19 protein-coding genes and 3 tRNA genes are annotated in these 20,754 nt (G+C 55.5%); 12 read left to right on the top strand and 10 right to left on the bottom strand.

All coding sequences use genetic code 11. The features are described 5' to 3' along the window. The first annotated feature begins 47 nt into the window (after nucleotides 1-47). Nucleotides 48-815, top strand: a complete 768-nt coding sequence (locus tag ACW17M_RS08455; protein ID WP_009287581.1) for a class I SAM-dependent methyltransferase — start codon at nucleotides 48-50, stop codon at nucleotides 813-815. 89 nt (nucleotides 816-904) lie between these two features. On the opposite strand, the gene ACW17M_RS08450 is transcribed toward ACW17M_RS08455, so the two are convergent. Then, a complete protein-coding gene (locus ACW17M_RS08450) occupies nucleotides 905-2,584 on the bottom strand; it encodes a methyl-accepting chemotaxis protein (protein ID WP_457547219.1) in 1,680 nt (559 codons plus the stop codon). A 129-nt stretch (nucleotides 2,585-2,713) separates the two neighbouring features. Next, a complete protein-coding gene (locus ACW17M_RS08445; protein WP_152419273.1) occupies nucleotides 2,714-3,280 on the bottom strand; it encodes a bactofilin family protein in 567 nt (188 codons plus the stop codon). A 195-nt stretch (nucleotides 3,281-3,475) separates the two neighbouring features. Between ACW17M_RS08445 and ACW17M_RS08440 the strand changes: the two genes are divergently transcribed. Next, the gene (locus ACW17M_RS08440; protein WP_035538778.1) at nucleotides 3,476-4,042 is read left to right on the top strand and encodes a bactofilin family protein; all 567 of its coding nucleotides are present in this window, start codon (nucleotides 3,476-3,478) and stop codon (nucleotides 4,040-4,042) included. Between the two features lie 15 nt (nucleotides 4,043-4,057). Here the strand turns inward: ACW17M_RS08440 and ACW17M_RS08435 are convergent, their stop codons facing one another. Genes ACW17M_RS08435 through hemA form a run of 5 tightly spaced genes read right to left on the bottom strand, consistent with a single transcriptional unit; the run spans nucleotide 4,058 to nucleotide 8,598 of the window. After that, a complete protein-coding gene (locus ACW17M_RS08435) occupies nucleotides 4,058-4,813 on the bottom strand; it encodes a HesA/MoeB/ThiF family protein (RefSeq protein WP_427769104.1) in 756 nt (251 codons plus the stop codon). 4 nt (nucleotides 4,814-4,817) lie between these two features. Beyond that, nucleotides 4,818-5,318 carry an Lrp/AsnC ligand binding domain-containing protein gene (locus tag ACW17M_RS08430; RefSeq protein ID WP_007113443.1) on the bottom strand — a complete coding sequence of 167 codons (501 nt, stop codon included), beginning with the start codon at nucleotides 5,316-5,318 and terminating at the stop codon, nucleotides 4,818-4,820. Nucleotides 5,319-5,351: 33 nt separating this feature from the next. Beyond that, entirely contained in the window at nucleotides 5,352-6,200 is an 849-nt protein-coding gene (gene prmC / locus ACW17M_RS08425; protein ID WP_427769102.1) for a peptide chain release factor N(5)-glutamine methyltransferase, read from the bottom strand. Next, on the bottom strand, nucleotides 6,200-7,288 hold the full coding sequence (prfA, locus tag ACW17M_RS08420; protein ID WP_457547218.1) for a peptide chain release factor 1: 1,089 nt from the start codon (nucleotides 7,286-7,288) through the stop codon (nucleotides 6,200-6,202). The genes prmC and prfA overlap by 1 nt, the downstream gene beginning before the upstream one ends. Beyond that, a complete protein-coding gene (gene hemA / locus ACW17M_RS08415; protein WP_457547217.1) occupies nucleotides 7,285-8,598 on the bottom strand; it encodes a glutamyl-tRNA reductase in 1,314 nt (437 codons plus the stop codon). The genes prfA and hemA overlap by 4 nt, the downstream gene beginning before the upstream one ends. 289 nt (nucleotides 8,599-8,887) lie before the next feature. On the opposite strand from hemA, the gene ACW17M_RS08410 reads away from it, so the two are divergent. The 9 genes from ACW17M_RS08410 to ACW17M_RS08370 all read left to right on the top strand — a co-directional run bounded on the left by ACW17M_RS08410 (nucleotide 8,888) and on the right by ACW17M_RS08370 (nucleotide 16,361). Then, nucleotides 8,888-10,726: a tetratricopeptide repeat protein gene (locus ACW17M_RS08410; RefSeq protein WP_141440840.1), complete on the top strand. Its 1,839-nt coding sequence runs from the start codon at nucleotides 8,888-8,890 to the stop codon at nucleotides 10,724-10,726. A gap of 109 nt (nucleotides 10,727-10,835) precedes the next feature. Then, nucleotides 10,836-11,498 carry a lipoprotein insertase outer membrane protein LolB gene (gene lolB / locus ACW17M_RS08405; protein ID WP_027960053.1) on the top strand — a complete coding sequence of 221 codons (663 nt, stop codon included), beginning with the start codon at nucleotides 10,836-10,838 and terminating at the stop codon, nucleotides 11,496-11,498. Nucleotides 11,499-11,512: 14 nt separating this feature from the next. Further along, nucleotides 11,513-12,367, top strand: coding sequence for a 4-(cytidine 5'-diphospho)-2-C-methyl-D-erythritol kinase (gene ispE, locus ACW17M_RS08400; RefSeq protein WP_009287570.1), 855 nt, complete (start codon nucleotides 11,513-11,515; stop codon nucleotides 12,365-12,367). 49 nt (nucleotides 12,368-12,416) lie between these two features. Then, nucleotides 12,417-12,491, top strand: a tRNA-Gln gene (locus tag ACW17M_RS08395). A gap of 58 nt (nucleotides 12,492-12,549) precedes the next feature. Continuing rightward, nucleotides 12,550-13,491 (top strand): ribose-phosphate pyrophosphokinase, encoded by a 942-nt coding sequence (locus ACW17M_RS08390; protein ID WP_009287569.1) that lies wholly within the window; start codon nucleotides 12,550-12,552, stop codon nucleotides 13,489-13,491. Between the two features lie 96 nt (nucleotides 13,492-13,587). Then, the gene (locus ACW17M_RS08385; RefSeq protein WP_009287568.1) at nucleotides 13,588-14,232 is read left to right on the top strand and encodes a 50S ribosomal protein L25/general stress protein Ctc; all 645 of its coding nucleotides are present in this window, start codon (nucleotides 13,588-13,590) and stop codon (nucleotides 14,230-14,232) included. 192 nt (nucleotides 14,233-14,424) lie between these two features. Further along, the gene (gene pth / locus ACW17M_RS08380; protein WP_022522562.1) at nucleotides 14,425-15,012 is read left to right on the top strand and encodes an aminoacyl-tRNA hydrolase; all 588 of its coding nucleotides are present in this window, start codon (nucleotides 14,425-14,427) and stop codon (nucleotides 15,010-15,012) included. 104 nt (nucleotides 15,013-15,116) lie between these two features. Next, the gene (gene ychF / locus ACW17M_RS08375) at nucleotides 15,117-16,208 is read left to right on the top strand and encodes a redox-regulated ATPase YchF (protein ID WP_009287566.1); all 1,092 of its coding nucleotides are present in this window, start codon (nucleotides 15,117-15,119) and stop codon (nucleotides 16,206-16,208) included. Between the two features lie 76 nt (nucleotides 16,209-16,284). Beyond that, nucleotides 16,285-16,361 (top strand) — tRNA-Met (locus ACW17M_RS08370). Between the two features lie 91 nt (nucleotides 16,362-16,452). On the opposite strand, the gene ACW17M_RS08365 is transcribed toward ACW17M_RS08370, so the two are convergent. Beyond that, nucleotides 16,453-17,757 carry a M18 family aminopeptidase gene (locus ACW17M_RS08365; protein ID WP_027960051.1) on the bottom strand — a complete coding sequence of 435 codons (1,305 nt, stop codon included), beginning with the start codon at nucleotides 17,755-17,757 and terminating at the stop codon, nucleotides 16,453-16,455. 138 nt (nucleotides 17,758-17,895) lie between these two features. On the opposite strand from ACW17M_RS08365, the gene ACW17M_RS08360 reads away from it, so the two are divergent. After that, a complete protein-coding gene (locus ACW17M_RS08360) occupies nucleotides 17,896-20,019 on the top strand; it encodes a carboxy terminal-processing peptidase (protein ID WP_027960050.1) in 2,124 nt (707 codons plus the stop codon). A 92-nt stretch (nucleotides 20,020-20,111) separates the two neighbouring features. Here the strand turns inward: ACW17M_RS08360 and ACW17M_RS08355 are convergent, their stop codons facing one another. Both ACW17M_RS08355 and ACW17M_RS08350 read right to left on the bottom strand, forming a co-directional pair. Next, nucleotides 20,112-20,477, bottom strand: coding sequence for a metalloregulator ArsR/SmtB family transcription factor (locus ACW17M_RS08355; protein ID WP_022522558.1), 366 nt, complete (start codon nucleotides 20,475-20,477; stop codon nucleotides 20,112-20,114). Nucleotides 20,478-20,640: 163 nt separating this feature from the next. Continuing rightward, nucleotides 20,641-20,716 (bottom strand) — tRNA-Asn (locus ACW17M_RS08350). Nucleotides 20,717-20,754: the final 38 nt, after the last annotated feature.

Genomic DNA, 20,754 nt, shown 5'->3' with positions numbered 1-20,754 from the left:
TTGATAACTGAATTTTGACGGAATAATAACGACGCCAGGAAGCCGATATGACCCATACCCCTCAAAATGCACCCGGGCAAGAGTGGAATGCCAGCGACTACGCCCAGAATGCTAATTTTGTACCTAAGCTAGGCAGCGAAGTGGTCAAGCTGTTAGCGCCTCAACCCGGCGAACGTATTTTGGATCTTGGCTGCGGCGACGGCTCTTTGACAGAGCGCCTTGTACAACTGGGCGCTGACGTTCTCGGTGTTGACGCTTCAGAAGAGATGGTAAATGCCGCCCGCCAACGGGGCATTACCGCTCGCGTTGTTGATGGCCACCAATTGCCCTTCGACCATGAGTTTGATGCGGTATTTAGCAATGCGGCGCTGCACTGGATGCTTGACCCTCAGTCGGTACTCGCAGGCGTTAAGCGTGCCTTGAAGCCGGGAGGCCGGTTTGTGGCTGAGTTCGGTGGTCATGGCAATGTCGCCGCTATTTGCACCGCGCTGATTGCCGCTCTCCAGTTTCGGGGCATTAGCGCCCGCGGCCGTCATCCGTGGTATTTCCCGACCACCCATGAATATGGCCATCTGCTGGAAACCGTCGGTTTCAAAGTAGAAAGCATTGAGCTGATTCCACGCCCGACTCCGCTGCCCACCGGCATGATTGGATGGCTTGAGACGTTTGCTAGCCCGTTCTTACATGGGCTCGACGAGGATGTGCGCGATGCCGTGCTTGAGAATACCTTGACGCTGCTGGGCCACAGCCTACGCGATGAGCAAGGAAACTGGACGGCAGATTATGTGCGTCTGCGCGTTTCCGCCCGCGCGTAAGCGATAGCTGCCTCTGAGGTGTGCTGAGATGTAAAAAAGCTGCCGATGATAAGTGCGCTTGTCACCGGCAGCTTGTAGTTAATTCAGACCTAGAACTCATCCCATTCATCGACGGCCTCTTTTTTACTTTGCGTCGCCTGCTGGCGTGGCGCTGGCTCAATACGACCGTCAACTTGTTGCTGCTGAGTAGTGTCCTTATGCGTCAGCGCAACAGCGCTGGTAGCACTCTCATCAATGCGGAAGGTAGCCATCAAGTCGGCCAGCTCACGGGCCTGCCCCTCTAGAGCGCTAGCAGCCGAGCAGGTTTGTTGCACCAGCGCTGCGTTTTGCTGAGTGACCGAATCCATTTCAGTAAGAGCAGCGTTAATCTGCTCAATGCCACTATTCTGCTCCCGCGTCGCGGTCGAAATTTCGCCCATCAGAGTGGTGACTTGACGAATCGCATCCACTGTTTGATAAATCGTCTGTCCACTGCGCTCCGCTTGTTCAGCGCCGCCGTTAATCTTCGTGGTGGTCTGCTCGATCAGGCTACGAATCTCTTTGGCCGAGTCAGCACTTCGCGTCGCTAGTGAGCGAACTTCACTGGCCACCACGGCAAAGCCACGACCTTGTTCGCCTGCACGTGCGGCTTCAACCGATGCATTGAGCGCTAAAATATTGGTTTGGAAGGCAATAGAGTCAATCACACCGATAATATCGTTTACCTGGCTCGCACTGGCTGCAATCTCACGCATGAGTTGCACCGTGCGCTCCACCTCTTCACCACCTGTCTCCGCCGACTGTGACGCCGCCACCGAGAGCTGATCCGCTTCTTCGGCCGTTTCAGCATTTTTACTTACCGTCGTCGACATCTCCTCCATGCTGGAAGCGGTTTGCTGAAGCGCGGAGGCCTGCTGCTCGGTTCGTGAAGAGAGATCCTGGCTTCCCGCAGAGATATCACCCGCCCCGCTGAAGACCTGTTCGCTACTGCCTCTCAATGCTATCACCAGCTGTTTTAACTTCTCCTGCATGGCCGCCAGGCCACCGAACAACTGACCAATTTCATTACGGCCCCGATCTTCAATTTGACCTGTCAGATCGCCATCAGCAATCCGTGCAAAATGCTCACTGGCACGCCGAAGGGGCCTTACAACGCTACGCATCATTGCCCACCGAATGACCACCACGGCCACCAGTGAAATCACTAAAAGGGTAATCGCAATGACGCCAATAGTCGTCGCCAAGCGATTGACCTGCTGAAGAACGCTAGCGCCACGCTCTTCGGTATAAGCAATAAAACCGCTCATGGCCCGATCCAACTCGGCGCTTAATACTCCCAGTTCCTCTTGCCTGCGCTGGATTTGGAAAGGGGCGGCCTCGAGCAGTGGCGAAATGCCCTCTGTCACAAAGGCATTGTAAGCGCTGATAATCGCATCACGGTGGGGTGCAAGTGTGCCTTCAGGATTGATTGGCACAGCACGAAACTCATTAAAACGTGCCTCTGCCTCAGCTACCGCCTCTGCAGCCATGGCAAGGCTCTCCTGCCCCTTTTCTGGATTACCCTGAGTGCTAAAACTTGCCGAGCGGTCTAAAAACGTTTGTGCTCTGAGTGCATTGACTTGCGTGCGGTTGGCTAAATTCGTCAGCCGCACGTTGGTAGCCGTCAGTTCTTCAAGCGCCTGAGAGCTATTGTGATTAGCAAAAAAACCAAGACCACTGATCAACCCAATCATAAGCACCAGCAAGGCTAACGCAGCAGTCAGGCTCCATTTAATAGAGAGGTGCTTCATCCCGTTGATCCCTTTTTCGTTTATAAGTCATTTAATTAGGTATCGGCCAGGTTAAAACCAACTGAAGCACTGCAGAGCGAATCTAGACGTTGGTATAATAAATAGCGTGACAGATGTAGCAGCTAGCGGTTAAGACACCATGGCAATTTTGTGTAGGTTGACCTTCTTAGCCACATCCACCTGGAGCCAAGCTCCCGCCATGCACTCTAGGCTAGGCGCCTCGACTATCCCCTGAATACGCGCCCGAGACAGCAGTGTGGCTTTAGTGTTGGCTTTAAGCGTACCGACCATTTTTCCGTCAATATCGACACTGTTGCCTTCAAGATACGATGCGACGTGGCCAGAGGCAGTCACAGAGACAGGATGATTAGGCGCAATAAGAGTCCCCTCCAAACGGCCCTTAATGAGCACAGGCTCATCGGCGATCACTTTGCCTAAAATATGAGTGGCTGACCCAATTCGGCTGCCACCTGGCATGCACTGGATGGCGGGAGACGTCACAGCGGAGGCTTCTTCAGGTGGCGACATTGCTTCAAAGGGGTGTTCTGAGATGGAAGCGGAATCCACTGCAGGCGCTTTGTGTGGTCTCCCTGCGGCGCTTAAAGCGCGCTGTTTTAGCTTACGGCGCTTGCCATCCCATACGATCAGCGTCATTACGCCAACGCCCAGCACAATAAACCATACTTGAATGCCCATACCGCTTCCTGCCGCTTTAGATGTAGTTGCCCCAGCTAACGTTATACTCGCTCTTTTATATTGCGGCGGCGTGAATAAGCCCACTCACTTGGCTTAACTCCAGGCTTTGAGACAGTAACAAGCCGATTAAGGTATTCAATGCTCAATACCACGCACCCCAAAGGCGCTCTGGCGTCATTCACTAGGAGCCACCCTATGTTTAACAAAGCCAAGAATGCCCCACCTGAGAATAAGGCTGCGGCGCTAACGCCACCTGATACACGCTCATCAGCAACACTAGGCACGCCAACCAGCAGTGCACGACCAAGCCTCTCCGTTATTGGGGGTCATACGCAAGTGGAGGGAGACATTAATAGCGATGAGGATTTGACGGTAGAGGGACGCGTAAGCGGCATTATCACCTGTAAACAACACACCGTGACGCTAGGTGCCAATGGCTATATCAACGGCGATGTATTTGCTCACACACTGCATATATCAGGCGAGGTAACCGGAAACCTGGTGGCACACCACCGCGCAACCATTCATAAGGGAGCCCAGGTTTCAGGCACTATTGTTGCCCCCTGCCTGGTACTTGAAGATGGCAGCGTTTTCCACGGCAGTATCGATATGAACCCCGACAACGATGTGCTGAAAAGTGCCTTTAGCGACGCTATCGGCAGCATGACTAAAACCTCGCCAAAAGCAACCGTTGAAAAGCATTCAACCACGAGTGCGAACGCCGCAGAGCATGACACAACAGAAGCAAAAGCTAACGATTAAGTCGCTTTCAGCACATCAGAGGCGCTGAGCGCACACTGGGCAAGCGGGATCGCGAGGCACTAGGAAGTGCCGCCATTGGCCGCTTAAACCCTCAAAGGTAGAGAGGCCCTGGTGGGCAGAACCTGCACCACTAAGCAGCTTAAAGGCTTCAACCGCCTGAAAGCAGCCGATCAAGCCCACCAGTGGCGCCATGACGCCACTTTCTGAGCAGCTTAGCGCTTCATCGCCACTTTCGTCGGGCGGATAGAGGCAGGCGTAGCAGGGACACTCGGCATTGCGTGGGTCAAAGACTGCCAACTGACCTGAAAAGCGAATTGCCGCACCCGATACCAGCGGCACACCTGCTTTTTGGGACGCCGCATTCACCGCATAGCGGCTTGAGAAACGGTCGGTACAGTCGAGCACCACATCCGCCGAAGCGACTAACCGCTCAAGCGATTCGCCTTCAACATGTTGGTCTAACGCAACCACTTGGCAGTGGGGATTGAGTGCGCACATGCTGGCCTGGGCAGAGTGCGCTTTATTTAAACCAATACTGGACTGCTGATGGGCAATTTGCCGTTGAAGATTGGAAAGTTCAACATGATCGGCATCGGCAATGGTGATGCGCCCGACCCCAGCAGCAGCTAAATAGAGCGCTGCCGGAGAGCCCAAACCGCCGGCCCCAATAATCACTGCATGGGCAGATTGCAGGCGCTCTTGGCCCTCGAAATCCACCTCGGGCAGCATGATCTGACGGCTATAGCGCAGCAGCGCCTGGTCATCCATCATCGGCTTACTTATCCTCAAATTCCTCAAAGGCAGGAATGTGTAAATTGAAGCTCTCTTTGACCTCTTCCATCACCACGTAGCTTTTCGACTCTTTCACACCCGGTAGCGTTAACACCACATCGCCCAATAGCTGGCGGTAAGCGGCCATTTCGGGAATGCGGCACTTCAAGATGTAGTCGAACTGACCCGAGACAAGGTGGCACTCCTGAATCTGCGGTAACTTCTCCACAGCACGGCGAAACTCATCAAAGACCGCTGGCGACTGCGTTTCTAAGCTGATCTCGACAAAAACTAATAAATTGGCCTTCAAAGCCCGCGGGTCAAGAATGGCTTGGTAACCACGAATAATACCCGCTTTCTCCAAACGCTTAACGCGTTCAAGGCAGGGGGTTGTGGATAAACCCACTTCCGAAGCTAAATCGACGTAAGAAATACGCGCATTTTCCTGCAAGCAGCGCAGGATTTTAAGGTCGATACGGTCCAGCGTTCTATTTTTTGGTTTCATGGCGGGATCCAATACTGATGAATCGGGCAGTTATTAAAGGTGCCCCAGGGTAACCCGTTCATGCCCCCCCAGGTCACGAGCACTTTCAACGTTTTTATAGCCAGCTCGCTCAAGCGCCTCACGCACCATTTCGGCCTGTTTATAGCCGTGCTCTAGCAGCAACCAACCAGAAGCCGCTAGATAGCGCTGCGCGGAGTTTACCAAATGCAGTAAATCCGCCATGCCGCAGGCGTTAGCAACCAGCGCTGAGCGTGGCTCAAAACGCACATCGCCTTCGGCTAGATGAGGATCATCGGCGGCAATATACGGGGGATTACTGACGATAATATCGAACTGCTTATCTGCATCCGCACACGTTTCCAAAGCAGCAAACCAATCACTCTGTAAAAACCTAGCATTGGATATGCCTAACGAGCGCGCGTTACGGCTTGCCAACGCGACCGCCTCAAAGCGCAGATCCACACCCACTACCTGCCAGTGAGGTTGTTCGCTGGCAAATGCCAGGGCAATGGCACCCGTTCCCGTGCCAAGATCGAGCAGCCGGCCTGAGGGTAGCGTCGCCCGCTTTAGGGCAAGCTCAACCAGGGTTTCAGTATCAGGCCTGGGTATCAACGTATCAGGTGAGGTGGCTAAGCGCAGCCCCCAAAATTCGCGTTCCCCGGTAAGGTAGGCAACCGGAGTGCCCTGGGAACGTGCAGCGATGAGCGCATCGAAACGGGCCTGCTCCCATAAGGGGCATATTTTATCGCCCCAGGTGTAGAGCCAAGTGCGATCACGCCCGAGCACGTGGCATAACAGCACTTCAGCGTCGATACGCGGCGAGCTGGAACCCGCCGCCTGCAAACGTTGGGCAGCCTGTTTCAACAGCGCATCAAGGGTCATTAGACATCCTGAAGGGCTGAGAGCTGTTCCGCTTGATACTCGTGAATCAGCGGGCTAATCACGTCATCCAACTGCTCGCCGCTGACCACTTCATTGAGTTTATAAAGCGTCAAATTAATGCGATGGTCGGTAATCCGCCCCTGGGGGAAATTATAGGTGCGGATACGCTCACTGCGATCCCCCGAACCCACTAGAGAACGGCGTGCATCTGCTTGCGTCTGACGCTGGCTATCGACGGCGTTACGCTTCAACTTCGCGGCCAGCAGCGACATCGCTTTGGCACGGTTTTTATGCTGACTGCGCTCTTCCTGACACTCCACCACCACGCCGGTAGGCAGGTGAGTAATGCGGATCGCAGAGTCCGTGGTGTTAACGTGCTGACCACCGGCGCCGCTGGAGCGGTAGGTATCCACGCGCAGATCCGAAGGATTGATATCGATATCGCCCACGTCATCGACTTCAGGCATCACTGCGACGGTGCAAGCAGAGGTGTGAATGCGGCCCTGGGACTCGGTCGCAGGGACGCGCTGTACCCGGTGAGCGCCGGATTCAAATTTCAGCTGGGCGTAAACACCATCGCCTTTGACGCGGGAAATGATCTCTTTGTAGCCGCCCTGCTCGCCAAGACTGGCGCTCACCACCTCGACCCGCCAACCACGTTTTTCAGCGTAGCGGGAGTACATGCGAAACAGGTCACCGGCAAAAATTGCCGCTTCGTCGCCGCCGGTACCAGCACGCACTTCCAGAAACACCCCACGGCCATCATCAGGGTCTTTAGGCACCAGCAGGCGCTTCAGCTCGATATCCAGCTCGGCTAACCGCTCCCGCCCTTCGCTTAGCTCCATCTCCGCCAACTCGCGCATGTCCGCGTCGCTATCGCGGCTAAGCTGCTCGGCTTCGTGCATATTGGTTTCAATATCACGATAGCGCTGCCAGGCCGCCACCAGCTCCTCTAACTCAGCATACTCACGCGAATAATCGCGAAAGCGTTGCTGGTTATTGATCACGTCGGGATCCGACAGCAGCATCGCCAGCTCTTCAAAGCGTTCGGTAAAGCTGTCTAAGCGTTGGCGCAGAGTCTCTTTCATGCGGGCGTATCATCCTTCTGGCGGTTAACCGGGGGCGCTGGTGTAGTCTCAAAGGCAGGCTTAGTGGGCAACAGCAGGCGCGGAGCGGCGTTGAGTAAATCGTGGTGCTCTTCAGACGCTGCATCGCGTATGGCCTGGGTGGGCTGGTGGAGCAAACGGTTAGTCAATTGATGCGCCAAGCGCTCAATGACTTTAGCCGGATCTTCACCTCGTGCCAGCCGCTCCAACGCTTGGTCGCGGGAAAGATCGCGCAGCGCTTCACCATGCTGGCGGTAGTCGCGGATCAGTTCACCACCATTACGAATACGCCGCTCATGCTGCCAACTACCCACCCCGTGTTCGATCAGCGACTCGGCTTGGTCAGCGGCAACCTGGCGGTGACGGCGATTTTCCTGGATGACCTCTTCCAAGTCGTCCACGGTGTAGAGGAACACATCCACTAGCTCGCCCACTTCAGGCTCAATATCCCGAGGCACCGCGATATCGACCATAAAGACCGGACGATGGCGGCGTTTTTTGAGCGCGCGCTCAACCATACCTTTGCCAAGTATGGGTAGCGGGGAGGCAGTGGAAGAGATCACAATATCGGCATGTTCAAGCGCGTCAGGAATCTCTTGCAGGGTAATCGCCGTTCCCCCTAAGGGGCCTGCCACCAGTTCAGCGCGTTCACGGGTGCGGTTGGCGACGGTAAGCTGGCGAACGCCCGCTTCATGCAAATGGCGGGCAACTAATTCGATGGTTTCACCGGCACCGATTAGCAGCGCCCGGGAACGGCTAAAATCATCAAAAATGCGGCTGGCCATGCTGACGGCAGCGTAAGCCACTGAAACGGGGTTTTTACCGATGCCGGTTTCGGTGCGCACCTGTTTGGCCACCGCGAAGGTATGCTGGAACAGGCGTTCAAGCTCGCCACCCAAGCCCTTGGATTGGCGCGCCTGCTGATAGGCATCCTTCAACTGCCCCAGAATCTGCGGCTCGCCCAGCACCATGGAATCCAGGCCAACCGCTACGCGCATTAAATGGCGCGCTGCATCGTTGTCTAGATAGTGGTAGGCACAGCGCATCAGCTCATCGACGCGTAAGTTATGAAAGCGTCCGAGCCAATTGAGTACTGCCTGCTCGCCAGCCGCATCCGTGACACAGTAAAGCTCCGTGCGGTTGCAGGTAGAGAGCACCGCCGCTTCACTGATTTGTGGCAGGTTACGCAATTCAGCCAATGCGGTTTCAAGCTGCGTTGGCGTAAAAGCCACCTGCTCACGCACGGCCACGCTGGCGGTACGATGATTTATTCCCAGGGCAAGAAGCGTCATGCGTTATGCGTCTTCGCTAGTGTGTCGGACTTTTTGGCAGCCGTCGTGATGATAAGCGGCTGCACCGTCAATTAGGGCTTGCTAAAACAAGTCTTTAGCGTGGTTCGGCGCTGCCTACAAATATCTGTAAGCTGCCTACAATAGTCTTTAATAAGTAGGCATAAAGTTTGCTGACCACTTTTTCAAGGAGGAACATTCTATCACAGCAGGCTATCATCTGGCCCACACCACTTTGCCGCAGGCAGGCAAGCCGCTATGCTGGGCATCTGGCCACTTAATCGAGAGACGCATGCGACCTCGCTTTTCTTTATTGGGCCCTGGTTTAAAGGGCTCTACCTGTTCGGGCTTCTCACTAGTGAGCGCTATGTTCCGGCATTCGATGCGATTACCTTTGGCCGCTTCTGCTGCTCTGCTGCTGAGCGCCTGCCAATCTACGCCCAGCCCTCAGGATAGCCACCTCGGCACCTGGGCCGATGACCCAATGCGCAATGCGCCGCCAATAACCCGCGGGCTGGATGCCGCGGGGCTCAGTACGCTGCTGGGCGCTGAGCTTGCTGGCCAGCGTGGCGACTATCGCTACGCGAGCCAAGGCTACCTGGAAGCGGCTAAGCGCTATCGCGAGCCAGCGCTTGCTGAGCGCGCCACCTTCGCGGCCCGCTTTGGCGATGAAGCTTCATTAGTCGAAGCCTCGGCACTTCGCTGGCGAGAGCTTGCCCCCCAGGCAGAAGCACCCAATCGTCTGCTGGCGGCCTTTTCACTGCAGCGTGGTGATTGGCTCGACAGCCTTGAGCAGCGCATTGCGATTGTTGAAGCTGGCGGCCATGGCGATATCACCGCCTTTGCAGAGATCGCGGTGGCTGAAGAGGCACCATTAACGTTGATCGCCCAGCAGTTGCTTGAGCATTTAGCCCGCCCAAACGCTGACCAACTGCCCCATCACAGCGATGTACTGTTGGGCACGGCACTGATTGAGGCCGCCCTGGGTGATACAACGCTTGCCCAACGGCGGCTTGACCAAGTCGAGTTGCTCGACCCCGAATCTGCTGCGTTATGGTTGGTGAAAGCTCGCTTGGCACTGGAGGTTGAGGATTACCCGGCCGCTCAACGCGCTGCCCAACAGGGCCTTGAACTCGCCCCTGACGATGTGCGGTTTATCCTGCTACTGGCTCAAGCAGAAATCCGCCTTAACAATATTAGCGCGGCTGAAGTGCAAACCAACGCTCTGCTAGAGAGCCATGCAGGCAATGAAGATCTGCGCTTATCGCTATCCCAGCTTTATCTGGAAGAGGGGCACCCCGAACCCGCGCAACGCTTGCTGCAGCCGCTGATTGGCCAACCTAACGTGCCAGATTTAGCCTATTACCTACTTGGCGCCATCACCCAAGAGCAAGGCGATATCGATAATGCGCTGCTCTATTATCGCCAAGTCAGCGAGGGCAGTGAATTTTTGCCCGCTCGCGCGGCGGCCGCGCAAATGCTGATTGAGGAAGATCGCCTGCTGGATGCTCGCGCCTTCCTACGCATTGAACGGATGCGCTTTGATAATTACTTTACTGAATTGGTGATGCTCGAAGTGCAGTTGCTGGACGAAATAAATCAGCCTGCTGATGCTGATGCGCTATTAGACCGCGAAATTAGCCGTACACCTGATGACGCATCGCTGCTTTATATGCGTGCCATGCGGCGCTGGGAAGCAGGCGACATCGCAGGTATGGAGCAGGATTTACGTCAGATACTGCGCACCGACCCAGACAATGCCGAAGCGCTCAATGCGCTGGGCTACACACTGGCCGACCTTAACTTGCCAGGGCGCTTGCAAGAGGCGTTTGAGCTGATTGAGCGTGCCTACGAGGCTGATCCGGACAACCCTGCCGTGCTCGATAGCATGGGCTGGGTCTACTTCCGCCTTGGCGAACCTGAAGAAGCGCTGCCCTGGCTTGAAAGCGCCTATATGCAGCTACCTGACCAGGAGGTCGCTGCGCATCTGGCCGAAGTGCTAAATGCACTGGGGCGTGATGAAGAAGCGCGCCAGTTGATTCAGCAAATCATGCAGCGGACGAACCAACACCCACTGATCGACGGGCTACTCGAGCGTTATCCTGAGCTAAGCCCTGAGCTCAGTCCTTAAATAAGTCCTGAACTAACGCCGCCAGAGGCACCCTAACCCTGCGAACCCCATTTTAAGCGCCCCCATCATGTTACCCTTGCGCTATAACCACCTGACATGGAGCCTGTTTATGTTGACACTGACGTCCCCCTCGCCCCGCTGGCCATTGACACGTCACACTTCGCGCCTCTGGCTTGCCGGCTTCGCGCTTCTCTTGCTCGCCGGCTGTGCCTCCCAGGCTCCCATAGATGAAAGTGGCCGCCAGGCAGGTCAGTGGGAACGCCAGCAGGCCGATGTAGAAGCATTCGATACCTGGACGCTGGTCGGCAAGGCAGGATTGCGCACCCCAGAAGAGAACGTCAGCGCCAACCTGGACTGGAATCAAACCCCCTACTATTTCCGTATGCTGATCAGCGGGCCCTTTGGCGGCGGACGCAACGTGCTTGAGGGGCGCGAGGGACGTTTCTCCCTCTCCAATAGCGACGGCCGCTTTGAGGCAGAAACCCCAGAAGCGCTTATGGAAGAGCAGTTGGGCTGGTCACTCCCCGTCACCGCTATGCCCAACTGGGTGCGCGGCCTGCCCGGTGATCCTGATAATGACAATACCGGCAGTTATCAGCTAGAAACCGACGAACTGGGCTTTCCTAGCCATCTTACCCAAGACGGCTGGGAAATCGACTACCGCGACTGGGAGAAAGTCGACGATTTATGGCTGCCACGGCGCATGGTCATGCACTACGATGATGTGCGTATTACGCTGGTCGTCAACCAGTGGCAAGCTAGCGAAGAGTAAAGGTAACCGTTTCAATGAACGCGCCATTAACGCTTCCCGCGCCGGCCAAGCTTAACCGCATGCTGCATATAGTGGGCCGTCGTGAAGACGGCTACCACGCACTGCAAACGCTATTTCAGTTTATCGACCTGTGCGACCACCTTACGTTGGCCCCCCGCGATGACGGGGAAATTCAGTTAACCAGTGAGGTTAGCGGCGTTAGCCACGATGACAATTTGATCGTACGCGCCGCACGGTTATTGCAACAGCATAGCGGCACTGCACTAGGCGCTACGCTTACGATCGATAAGCAGTTGCCGATGGGAGGCGGTTTAGGGGGTGGCAGTTCCAACGCAGCCACCGCATTAGTGGGGCTCAACCACCTCTGGCAGCTCAATCTACCGTTAGTCGAACTAGCTCGCCTGGGGCTTCAGCTGGGGGCCGATGTGCCGGTATTCGTACATGGCCATAGCGCCTGGGGCGAAGGCGTTGGCGAACGGCTTACCCCGGTGACGCTTGATACCCCTTGGTTTGTGATTATTCACCCGGGTATTAGTGTGTCTACGTCAGGCGTCTTCCAAGACCCGCAATTGACACGTGACAGCCGCCCCATTACTATGGCGCGCGCACTGCAGGGGGGAGCGCCGGAGTGGCGCAATGACTGTGAGGCCGTGGTAAAGGAACGCTATCCGCCAATTGCGGAAGCCCTGAACTGGCTTGCACAGCACGCACCTAGTCGGTTGACCGGCACGGGGGCTTGTCTATTTGCTGCTTTCGATACACAGCAATCGGCACAAGCAATCGCGCAATTAGCGGGACAACATTGGCCGGCATGGGTAGCACGCGGACTCAACACCTCTCCCCTACATGATGCTCTGGGCTATTTATAGTTCCGCTCTGGGCAGCTAAAAGCGCCCGGTCAGTGCGTTAGGTTATTGCTGGGGTATCGCCAAGTGGTAAGGCACCGGTTTTTGGTATCGGCATTCCCAGGTTCGAATCCTGGTACCCCAGCCAACCCAACAATGGCCTGCGTTTTTTCCCCTGATCCCCAACACTGCAAAGGTGGCTGCGCGTGTCAAAATTGATGGTTTTCGCCGGGAACGCCAATCCCGCACTCGCTCAAAAAATTGCCGAGAGCTTAGACAGCCGTATGGGTAACGCTACGGTGGGTCAATTCAGCGACGGCGAAATCGCAGTCGAGATCAATGAGAACGTGCGCGGTAAGGATGTCTTCATTCTACAATCCACCTGTGCACCGACAAACGACAATCTGATGGAGTTGATCCTGATGGTCGACGCACTGCGTCGCGCCTCGGCAACTCGCATCACGGCAGTACTTCCCTACTTTGGTTATGCTCGCCAGGATCGCCGCGTGCGCTCCGCACGGGTACCGATTTCCGCCAAAGTAGTGGCGGACATGATGGTTAAAGCAGGCGTTGACCGCGTGATGACCATGGATCTACATGCTGATCAGATCCAGGGCTTCTTTGATGTTCCTGTCGACAACGTCTACGGCTCTCCCATTCTGCTGGATGATATCGAGCGTCAGAATTACAGCGACCTCGTCGTTGTTTCCCCTGACGTGGGCGGCGTTGTTCGCGCCCGTGCCATCGCCAAACAGCTGAATGCCGATCTCGCCATTATCGATAAGCGTCGCCCTCAGGCCAACCAGGCCCAGGTGATGCATATCATCGGCGAGATTGAGGGCCGCACCTGTGTCGTAGTCGACGACATGATCGACACCGCAGGCACGCTGTGTAAAGCCGGTGAAGCGTTAAAAGATCACGGCGCCAAGCGCGTGGTGGCCTATGCGACACACCCGATCCTGTCCGGCCCTGCGGTCGATAATATTACCAACTCCGTACTGGATGAAGTGGTGGTGACCGACACCATCCCGCTATCTGACGTTGCCCGTCGTAGCGGAAAAATTCGCCAGTTGAGCGTTGCTGGACTGATCGCAGAAGCGATTCGCCGGGTCAGCAACGAAGAATCTGTCAGCGCGATGTTCCACTAATCCGCTGACGATACAGCCCCCTTTTGGGGCCACGGAAACGTCATCGTCTGGTCGCGGTCGGCGGCGTCTTCCTTACTTAAACTAAGAGGCAATTCCATGTCTGATTTTATCCTGAAAGCCAGCGTTCGTAACGACCTGGGGAAAGGTGCGAGCCGCCGCCTGCGTCGTGCGAACCAGCAAGTGCCGGCCGTTGTATACGGTGGCGAAAAAGGCGCGCAGTCCATCGCTGTTGAAAAAACCGCTTTCTACAAAGCGATTGAAGATGAGTCTTTCTTCTCTTCCGTCATCAAACTGATGATCGAAGGCAAAGAAGAGCAAGTCGTTGTTCGTGACCTGCAGCGTCACCCTTTCAAGCCGTTGCTGACCCACGCCGACTTCCTGCGCGTTGATGCGACTCACGAAATCACCATCAACGTGCCACTGCACGTGACGGGCGAAGAGAAGTGTGTCGGTATCAAAGACCAAGGCGGCGAACTGCACGTACTGGCCAACGAAGTGGCGATCAGCTGCTTGCCGAAAGACCTGCCTGACTTTATCGAAGTCGACATCGCTGCCGTTGAGCTTGGCACGACACTGCACCTGTCTGACCTTACCCTACCGGCCGGCGTCACCTCAGTTGACCTGTCCCACGGTGAAGAGCACGACAATGCAGTACTCAGCATCACGAAAGTAAAAGTGCGTGCTGATGCAGAAGATGAAGATGGTGAAAGCGAAGGCGAAGAAGACAGCAGCGCCGAGTAAGTATCCCGTTAAGCATCTTATGGGGGCCATGCCTGCATGGCCCTTGTGATGCTGACACGATGTTAGAATCAAGCGCCTCGGCGCTTGATTTTTTTTAGGGCCGTCGCTGGCGCGGCGTCAACCATGTTTTCTGGATTGTTTTAGTCTTCTGGATAGTTTTGGTCTTCTGAATATTTTGTGCGAGGTGGGAAGATGAGCCAGGTAACAGCCATTATTGGATTAGGCAACCCCGGAGCGGAATATGAAGCCACGCGCCATAACGCCGGTTTCTGGCTGGTAGAGGCTATTGCGCAGAGCGCCCATGCAGAGCTACGACCGGAAAAGAAATTTTTCGGCCACTACGCCAAGGTACGCCTAGGCGACCATGAACTGCACCTGCTCAACCCTGCTACCTTTATGAATCGCAGTGGCGCCGCGGTGGCAGCCTTGTGCCAGTTTTTCAAACTTGCCCCTGAAAACCTACTGGTCGCCCACGACGAGCTCGACCTCCCCCCCGGCCAAGCACGCTACAAAACCGGTGGCGGGCATGGAGGCCACAATGGCCTGCGCGATATTATTAGCGCACTAGGCGGCCAGAAGCAGTTTCACCGGGTACGAATTGGCATTGGCCACCCCGGCGAGGCACGCCAAGTCACTAATTATGTACTGGGGCGTCCCGGCAAGGCCGAACACGAGGCCATTGTTCGCGCCATGGACGAGTGTGTCACCACCCTGCCGCTAGCGCTCGCGGGAGACTGGGCCAAAGCCATGAACCAGCTGCACAGCCTCAAGCCAGCATAGACGCCGCCAAAAGCTGTTCAGTTACGCCGGTAGCTGACGGCTAGCGCATCTCGTAGAATGGCGATTACTTTTACGCCCTACCACCTTATTCTCAGGAACATTTTATGGGTTTCAATTGCGGCATCGTCGGCCTGCCTAACGTCGGCAAGTCCACACTATTCAATGCACTGACCAAGTCAGGCATCGATGCAGAAAACTTCCCCTTCTGTACCATTGAGCCGAACGTGGGTATCGTGCCGATGCCGGATCCGCGCCTTGATAAGCTTGCCGAGATCGTCAAGCCACAAAAAACACTGCCGACCACCATGGAGTTCGTCGACATTGCTGGCTTGGTCGCCGGGGCCTCCAAAGGTGAGGGCTTAGGCAACAAGTTTCTGGCTAACATTCGTGAAACCCAGGCAATTGCCCATGTGGTGCGCTGCTTCGACAACGACAACGTTATCCACGTAGCCAACCAGGTCGACCCGCGCGCCGATATCGAAACGATCAATTTAGAGCTGGCGCTGGCCGACCTGGATACTGTCGAAAAAGCCAGCCAGCGTCTGGTTCGTTCGGTGAAAGGCGGTGATAAAGAGGCCATTGCCACTAAGGCGATTCTTGATCGTATTCAGCCCCACGTTGCGGAAGGCTTACCGCTACGCAGCTTTGGCTTAAGCGAGGAAGAGCAGCGCCAGGTGAAGAGCTTCGGCTTTTTGACTCTGAAGCCAACTATGTACATCGCTAACGTCAATGAAGATGGTTTTGAGAACAATCCTTACCTGGATATTGTTAACGAAATCGCCGCTGAAGAAGGCGCGCTTGTGGTGCCTGTTTGCAATCAGCTGGAAGCCGAAATTGCCGAGCTGGATGATGAAGAGCGCTCAATGTTCTTAAGTGAGATGGGCATGGATGAACCAGGCCTTGATCGTGTCATTCGCGCGGGCTACTCACTGCTGGGTCTGCAAACCTACTTCACTGCCGGCGTTAAAGAAGTGCGCGCCTGGACAGTGAAAGAAGGCGCAACAGCCCCCGAAGCCGCTGGCGTGATTCACACCGACTTCCAGAAAGGCTTTATCCGTGCAGAAGTAGTTGCCTATGAGGACTTCGTATCGTTAGGCGGCGAGCAGGCAGCCAAAGACGCCGGAAAATGGCGCCTGGAAGGCAAAGAGTACATTGTCAAAGATGGCGATGTGGTGCACTTCCGCTTTAATGTGTAAGCGGCAACACCCATACGACCAGCAATAAAACATTGACTGAAGGCGGGGTTATCAGTATCATTCGCCCCCGTTGAAAGGCTACGTAGCTCAGCTGGTTAGAGCACATCACTCATAATGATGGGGTCCCCTGTTCAAATCAGGGCGTAGCCACCAAGCATATTAAAAGCCCGCTAATTTTATTTAGCGGGCTTTTTTTGTGTTGCAAAGCTGTTATTGCTAAGCAAAACTCAGCTATTTACTTGGACTAGCTTAACGCAGGACGGTTTAGAAATAGCGTTAGGGCGCGGGTTAGATACTCGACATCTTTAGTACCCGCGGTTTCCCGAATCGAATGCATCGCCCATTGAGGCACCCCCACATCAATAGTGGGCACACCCAGCTCGGTGGCGGTAATCGGGCCAATCGTACTGCCACAGCCCATATCCGCCCGGGTAACAAACGACTGCACGGGTACGTCAGCCTCACGACAGACATCGCGAAACAGCGCACCAGTGACACTATTGGTGGCGTAACGCTGGCTGGAGTTCACCTTGATGACCGGGCCACCATTAATCGCTGGACCATGGCGCTCATCGTGCTTGTCGCGAAAGTTAGGATGCAGTGCGTGGGCATTATCGCAAGAAATCATCAGCGACGACTGAATCAGTTGAATCAGCGACTCGTCGTCTCCCTTGCCCACCTGGCCATTAATGCGCTTTAGCACATCCGCCAAGAATGGGCCTTGGGCACCACAGGCACTGGCACTGCCGACTTCCTCGTGATCGTTGGCCACCAACAAAGCGCCTTGACTGCCATCGCAAGCCAAGAGTGCCTCTAAACCGATGAAGCAGGAGAGCAAGTTATCCAACCGGGCGCTGGCCACCAGTTCTTGCTTAACACCGACCAGGGACGGTGGCTGAACATCGTAAAAGCCTAATTCAAAGTCCACTACTTCCACTGCACGCAGGCCGTGCTGCTCTTCTAACCACTGCGCCACTAGCTCGCCTAGCGTAGCCGTATCGCTCTGCATCAATACTGGCGCCATTTGCGTCTGCGGGTTAATCGGCCGTCCTGCGTTGACATCACGATCCAGGTGAATCGCCAGGCTCGGCACCATGGCAATTGCCTGATCGACATTAAGCAATACGCTTTCCAAGCGACCATCGGCATGGCGCACATGCACACGCCCTGCCAGCCCCAGGTCACGGTCAAACCACGGCGCCAACAAAACACCGCCATACACCTGCACTCCCAACTGTAGCCAGCCTGCAGAGCACTGCGTGGCGTTAGGCTTTAGATGCAGCCCAGGGCTATCGGTGTGGGCACCGATCATACGCAGCGCCGTCACTTCAGACTCAGGCAACTGAAAAGCAATAATCGCCGAATCATTACGGGTGACATAGTAGCGCTTGCCCGGGGTTAGCTGCCAATTGGCCTTCTCTTCCAGCCGCTGAAAACCAGCTTGCTCCAATCGCTCAGCCATATTGCCTGCAGCGTGCCACGGGGTCGGTGATTGGCGCAGAAAATCGCATAACCGCGTTAAACGATCAGCGTTGAAAGTCTCGGACATGGAAATCCTCATAACAGTAATGATTGAGTCTCATCGCGCAGGCGACCTGCTACAATACCCCTTCGACCTACGCAACTCATGGGTCATATGCGAGTCTAGGGAAGAATGAGTGTACACAAATCCGGGAGAGCTTGACTGATGAGCTTGTTTGCAACGCTTTCGCGTTCGGTCGCCCTGGCTGTCATGCTGGTTGTTACCAGCCCAGCCGCCTTGGCGCAACTTGAGCCGACCGACGAACAACGCCAGGCGGCAGTGGAAATTGCGGACTCGCTCCGCTACGGCCATTATGCTGATATTACATTTGATGAAGCGTGGTCGCAGGATGCTTTCCAACGCTATTTGGATATTCTGGACGGCCAGCGCGCCTACCTGCTGCGCAGTGATATCGAGCCCTATCGTCACTTAGAGACGGGCATGGCAGACGCTCTTTTCAATGGTGAGTTGGATGATGCGTTTGATCTCTATAACACCTTTAGTGATCGGCAACGGTCGCGCCTTGAGTCTTTGTTGGCAAAGCTGGACGAAGGCCTTGATTTCGATTTTGAAAGCAACGAGCGTTTAGAAATTGATCGTGAAGAGGCGCCCTGGGCATCCCGGCAAAGCGAGCTTGACGAGCTATGGCGCAAGCGGCTTAAAAACGACGCCTTAACGCTCGCCCTGACCGATCAGGATAGCGAACAGATTGAAGACAACCTGCGCCAGCGCTATGAAGGCCAACTAACGCGGCTGGAGCAAACCGAGTCTGAAGATGTATTTGGCGTACTGATGGCAGCCGTTACTAGCAGTATCGACCCACATACTGGCTACCTCTCCCCTCGCCAGGGCGAATCCTTCGATATTCAGATGAGCCTCTCCCTTGAGGGCATTGGCGCCCTACTTCAGTCCGATGGTGAATATGTCAAAGTTTCCAGCCTTGTGCCCGGCGGCCCAGCGGAGCGCGCCGGCGTACTTGAGCCAGCGGATCGTATCATCGCCGTAGGCCAGGAAGAGGGTGAGATGGTCAATGTGGTCGGCATGCGCCTGGACAACGTGGTGGATCTGATTCGTGGCCCCAAAGGCTCCGTTGTTCGCTTGGACGTGGTACCTGCCCAAGCGGTGGATATGACCCGCTCGCAAACCGTTGAGATTACCCGTGACACCGTTAGCCTTGAAGACCAAGCCGCCCATGGCGAAGTGATTGAAGTCGAGCGTGATGGAGAACCTCACCGCTTAGGGGTGATTAACATCCCGACGTTCTACGTCGATTTTGACGCCTGGCAAGCGGGTGAAGAGGAGTATCGCAGCACTACTCGCGATGTTGCCAAAGAAGTCGAACGCCTTAAAGAAGAGGGCGTGGAAGGTATCGTGCTTGACCTACGCAACAACGGCGGCGGTGCGCTCCAGGAAGCCAACTCGCTTATTGGCCTGTTTATCGACCGCGGCCCCACCGTACAAGTGCGCGATGCCCAGGGGCGCATTCAACTGTATGGCGACAGCGAAGCAGGGACACTTTATGACGGCCCGCTAGGGGTGCTGGTGAATCGCCTCTCCGCCTCTGCCTCTGAGATTTTTGCCGGTGCGATTCAGGATTATGGTCGCGGTTTAGTATTGGGCACGCCGACGTTTGGCAAAGGCACCGTGCAGACGCTCAACGAGCTGAGCCATGGTCAGATCAAACTGACTCGCGCCAAGTTCTACCGCATTTCTGGCGACAGCACCCAGAACCGCGGCGTTGAACCGGACATCGACTTCCCCAGCCTGATTGACCCCGAGCGGATTGGTGAGAGCAGCCTGGATAATGCCCTGGCCTGGGACACCGTTCAGAACGTCCAGTATCGCCGCTATGGCGAACCTGAAACCATGCTGGATAAACTGATAGCCCAGCACGACGCACGCGCCCAGGACAACGCCAACTTCCGCTATTTAGAGCGTCAGTCCACGTTGGCTCGCCAGTTACGCGAGCAGCATACCAGCGTGAGCCTAAATCGCGAGCAGCGTAAGCGTGAAATGGAAGCCCAGGAAGCCGAGCAGCTTTCGCTGGAAAACCAACGCCGCCGAGCACTAGGCCTTGAAGAACTGGATGAGTGGATGGATGCTCGTACGGATGCCACCGAAAGCGTCACAGAAGGAATTGAGGACGCAGAGGCAACCCAAGACAGTGAAGGGGAAAGCGACGAAGATGACGCACTGGCTGTTGATCGCGCCTATGTGCTCGAATCGGCTGAAATCCTGCTCGACTACGCCCGCCTGCAAGACACTCAGCGGTTAGCCGCAAAGCGCTAAGTACGCCGAGTTAAAATAAGCTAGTTAAAAAAACGCCGCCCCTTCGCAAGGGGCGGCGTTTTGGTTTTAACGTTTTGGCTTTAACCCTGGTTTCAACAGAGCGCCGCCAGGCGGGCTGGCCGGTCACCCATTTTGGTTAAGCGCCGAGTCAGCGCAGCTAACTGGGCGGCACTGCCCTGGCCACCCGCGCGAATAACCTCATGAGCCCAGGCAGGCAACTGGGGGGCAAGCCGGTAATAGACCCACTGCCCCTCACGCTGATCACTCAGCAATCCACACTGACGCAGCTGAGCCAAATGACGCGATACTTTAGGCTGGGACTCCTGCAGCGCATAAGTCATTTCGCACACGCAAAGCTCCTGCTCTTGAGCCACCAGCAGCACCAGCATCAAACGCGTCTCATCGCTTAAACATTTAAACACCTGCAAGGCTTGCGGTGTATTCACTTTGCCCACCATAAACTTCCCAGACTGATTGACTATGTGTAGTTTACGCCACAAGAACCGTTAGCAGTAAGCACCACGCGAATGCGCGGCATTCAGGCACAGAAAAACACCCAGATGCCATTAAGCAGCGGGTATTAAAGAAACAGTGAGACTTAGACTAACAGGGGGGATTAAATGGCTCCTCGAGCAGGACTCGAACCTGCGACCCAATGATTAACAGTCATTTGCTCTACCAACTGAGCTATCGAGGAACAGTGCACTACCTGTTATATGAAGATATCCCCGTATC

Source organism: Vreelandella sp. 2A-K22 (assembly GCF_054065485.1).
The sequence above is the reverse complement of the archived record's forward strand: the minus strand, read 5'-3'. Positions and strand labels throughout refer to the sequence as shown.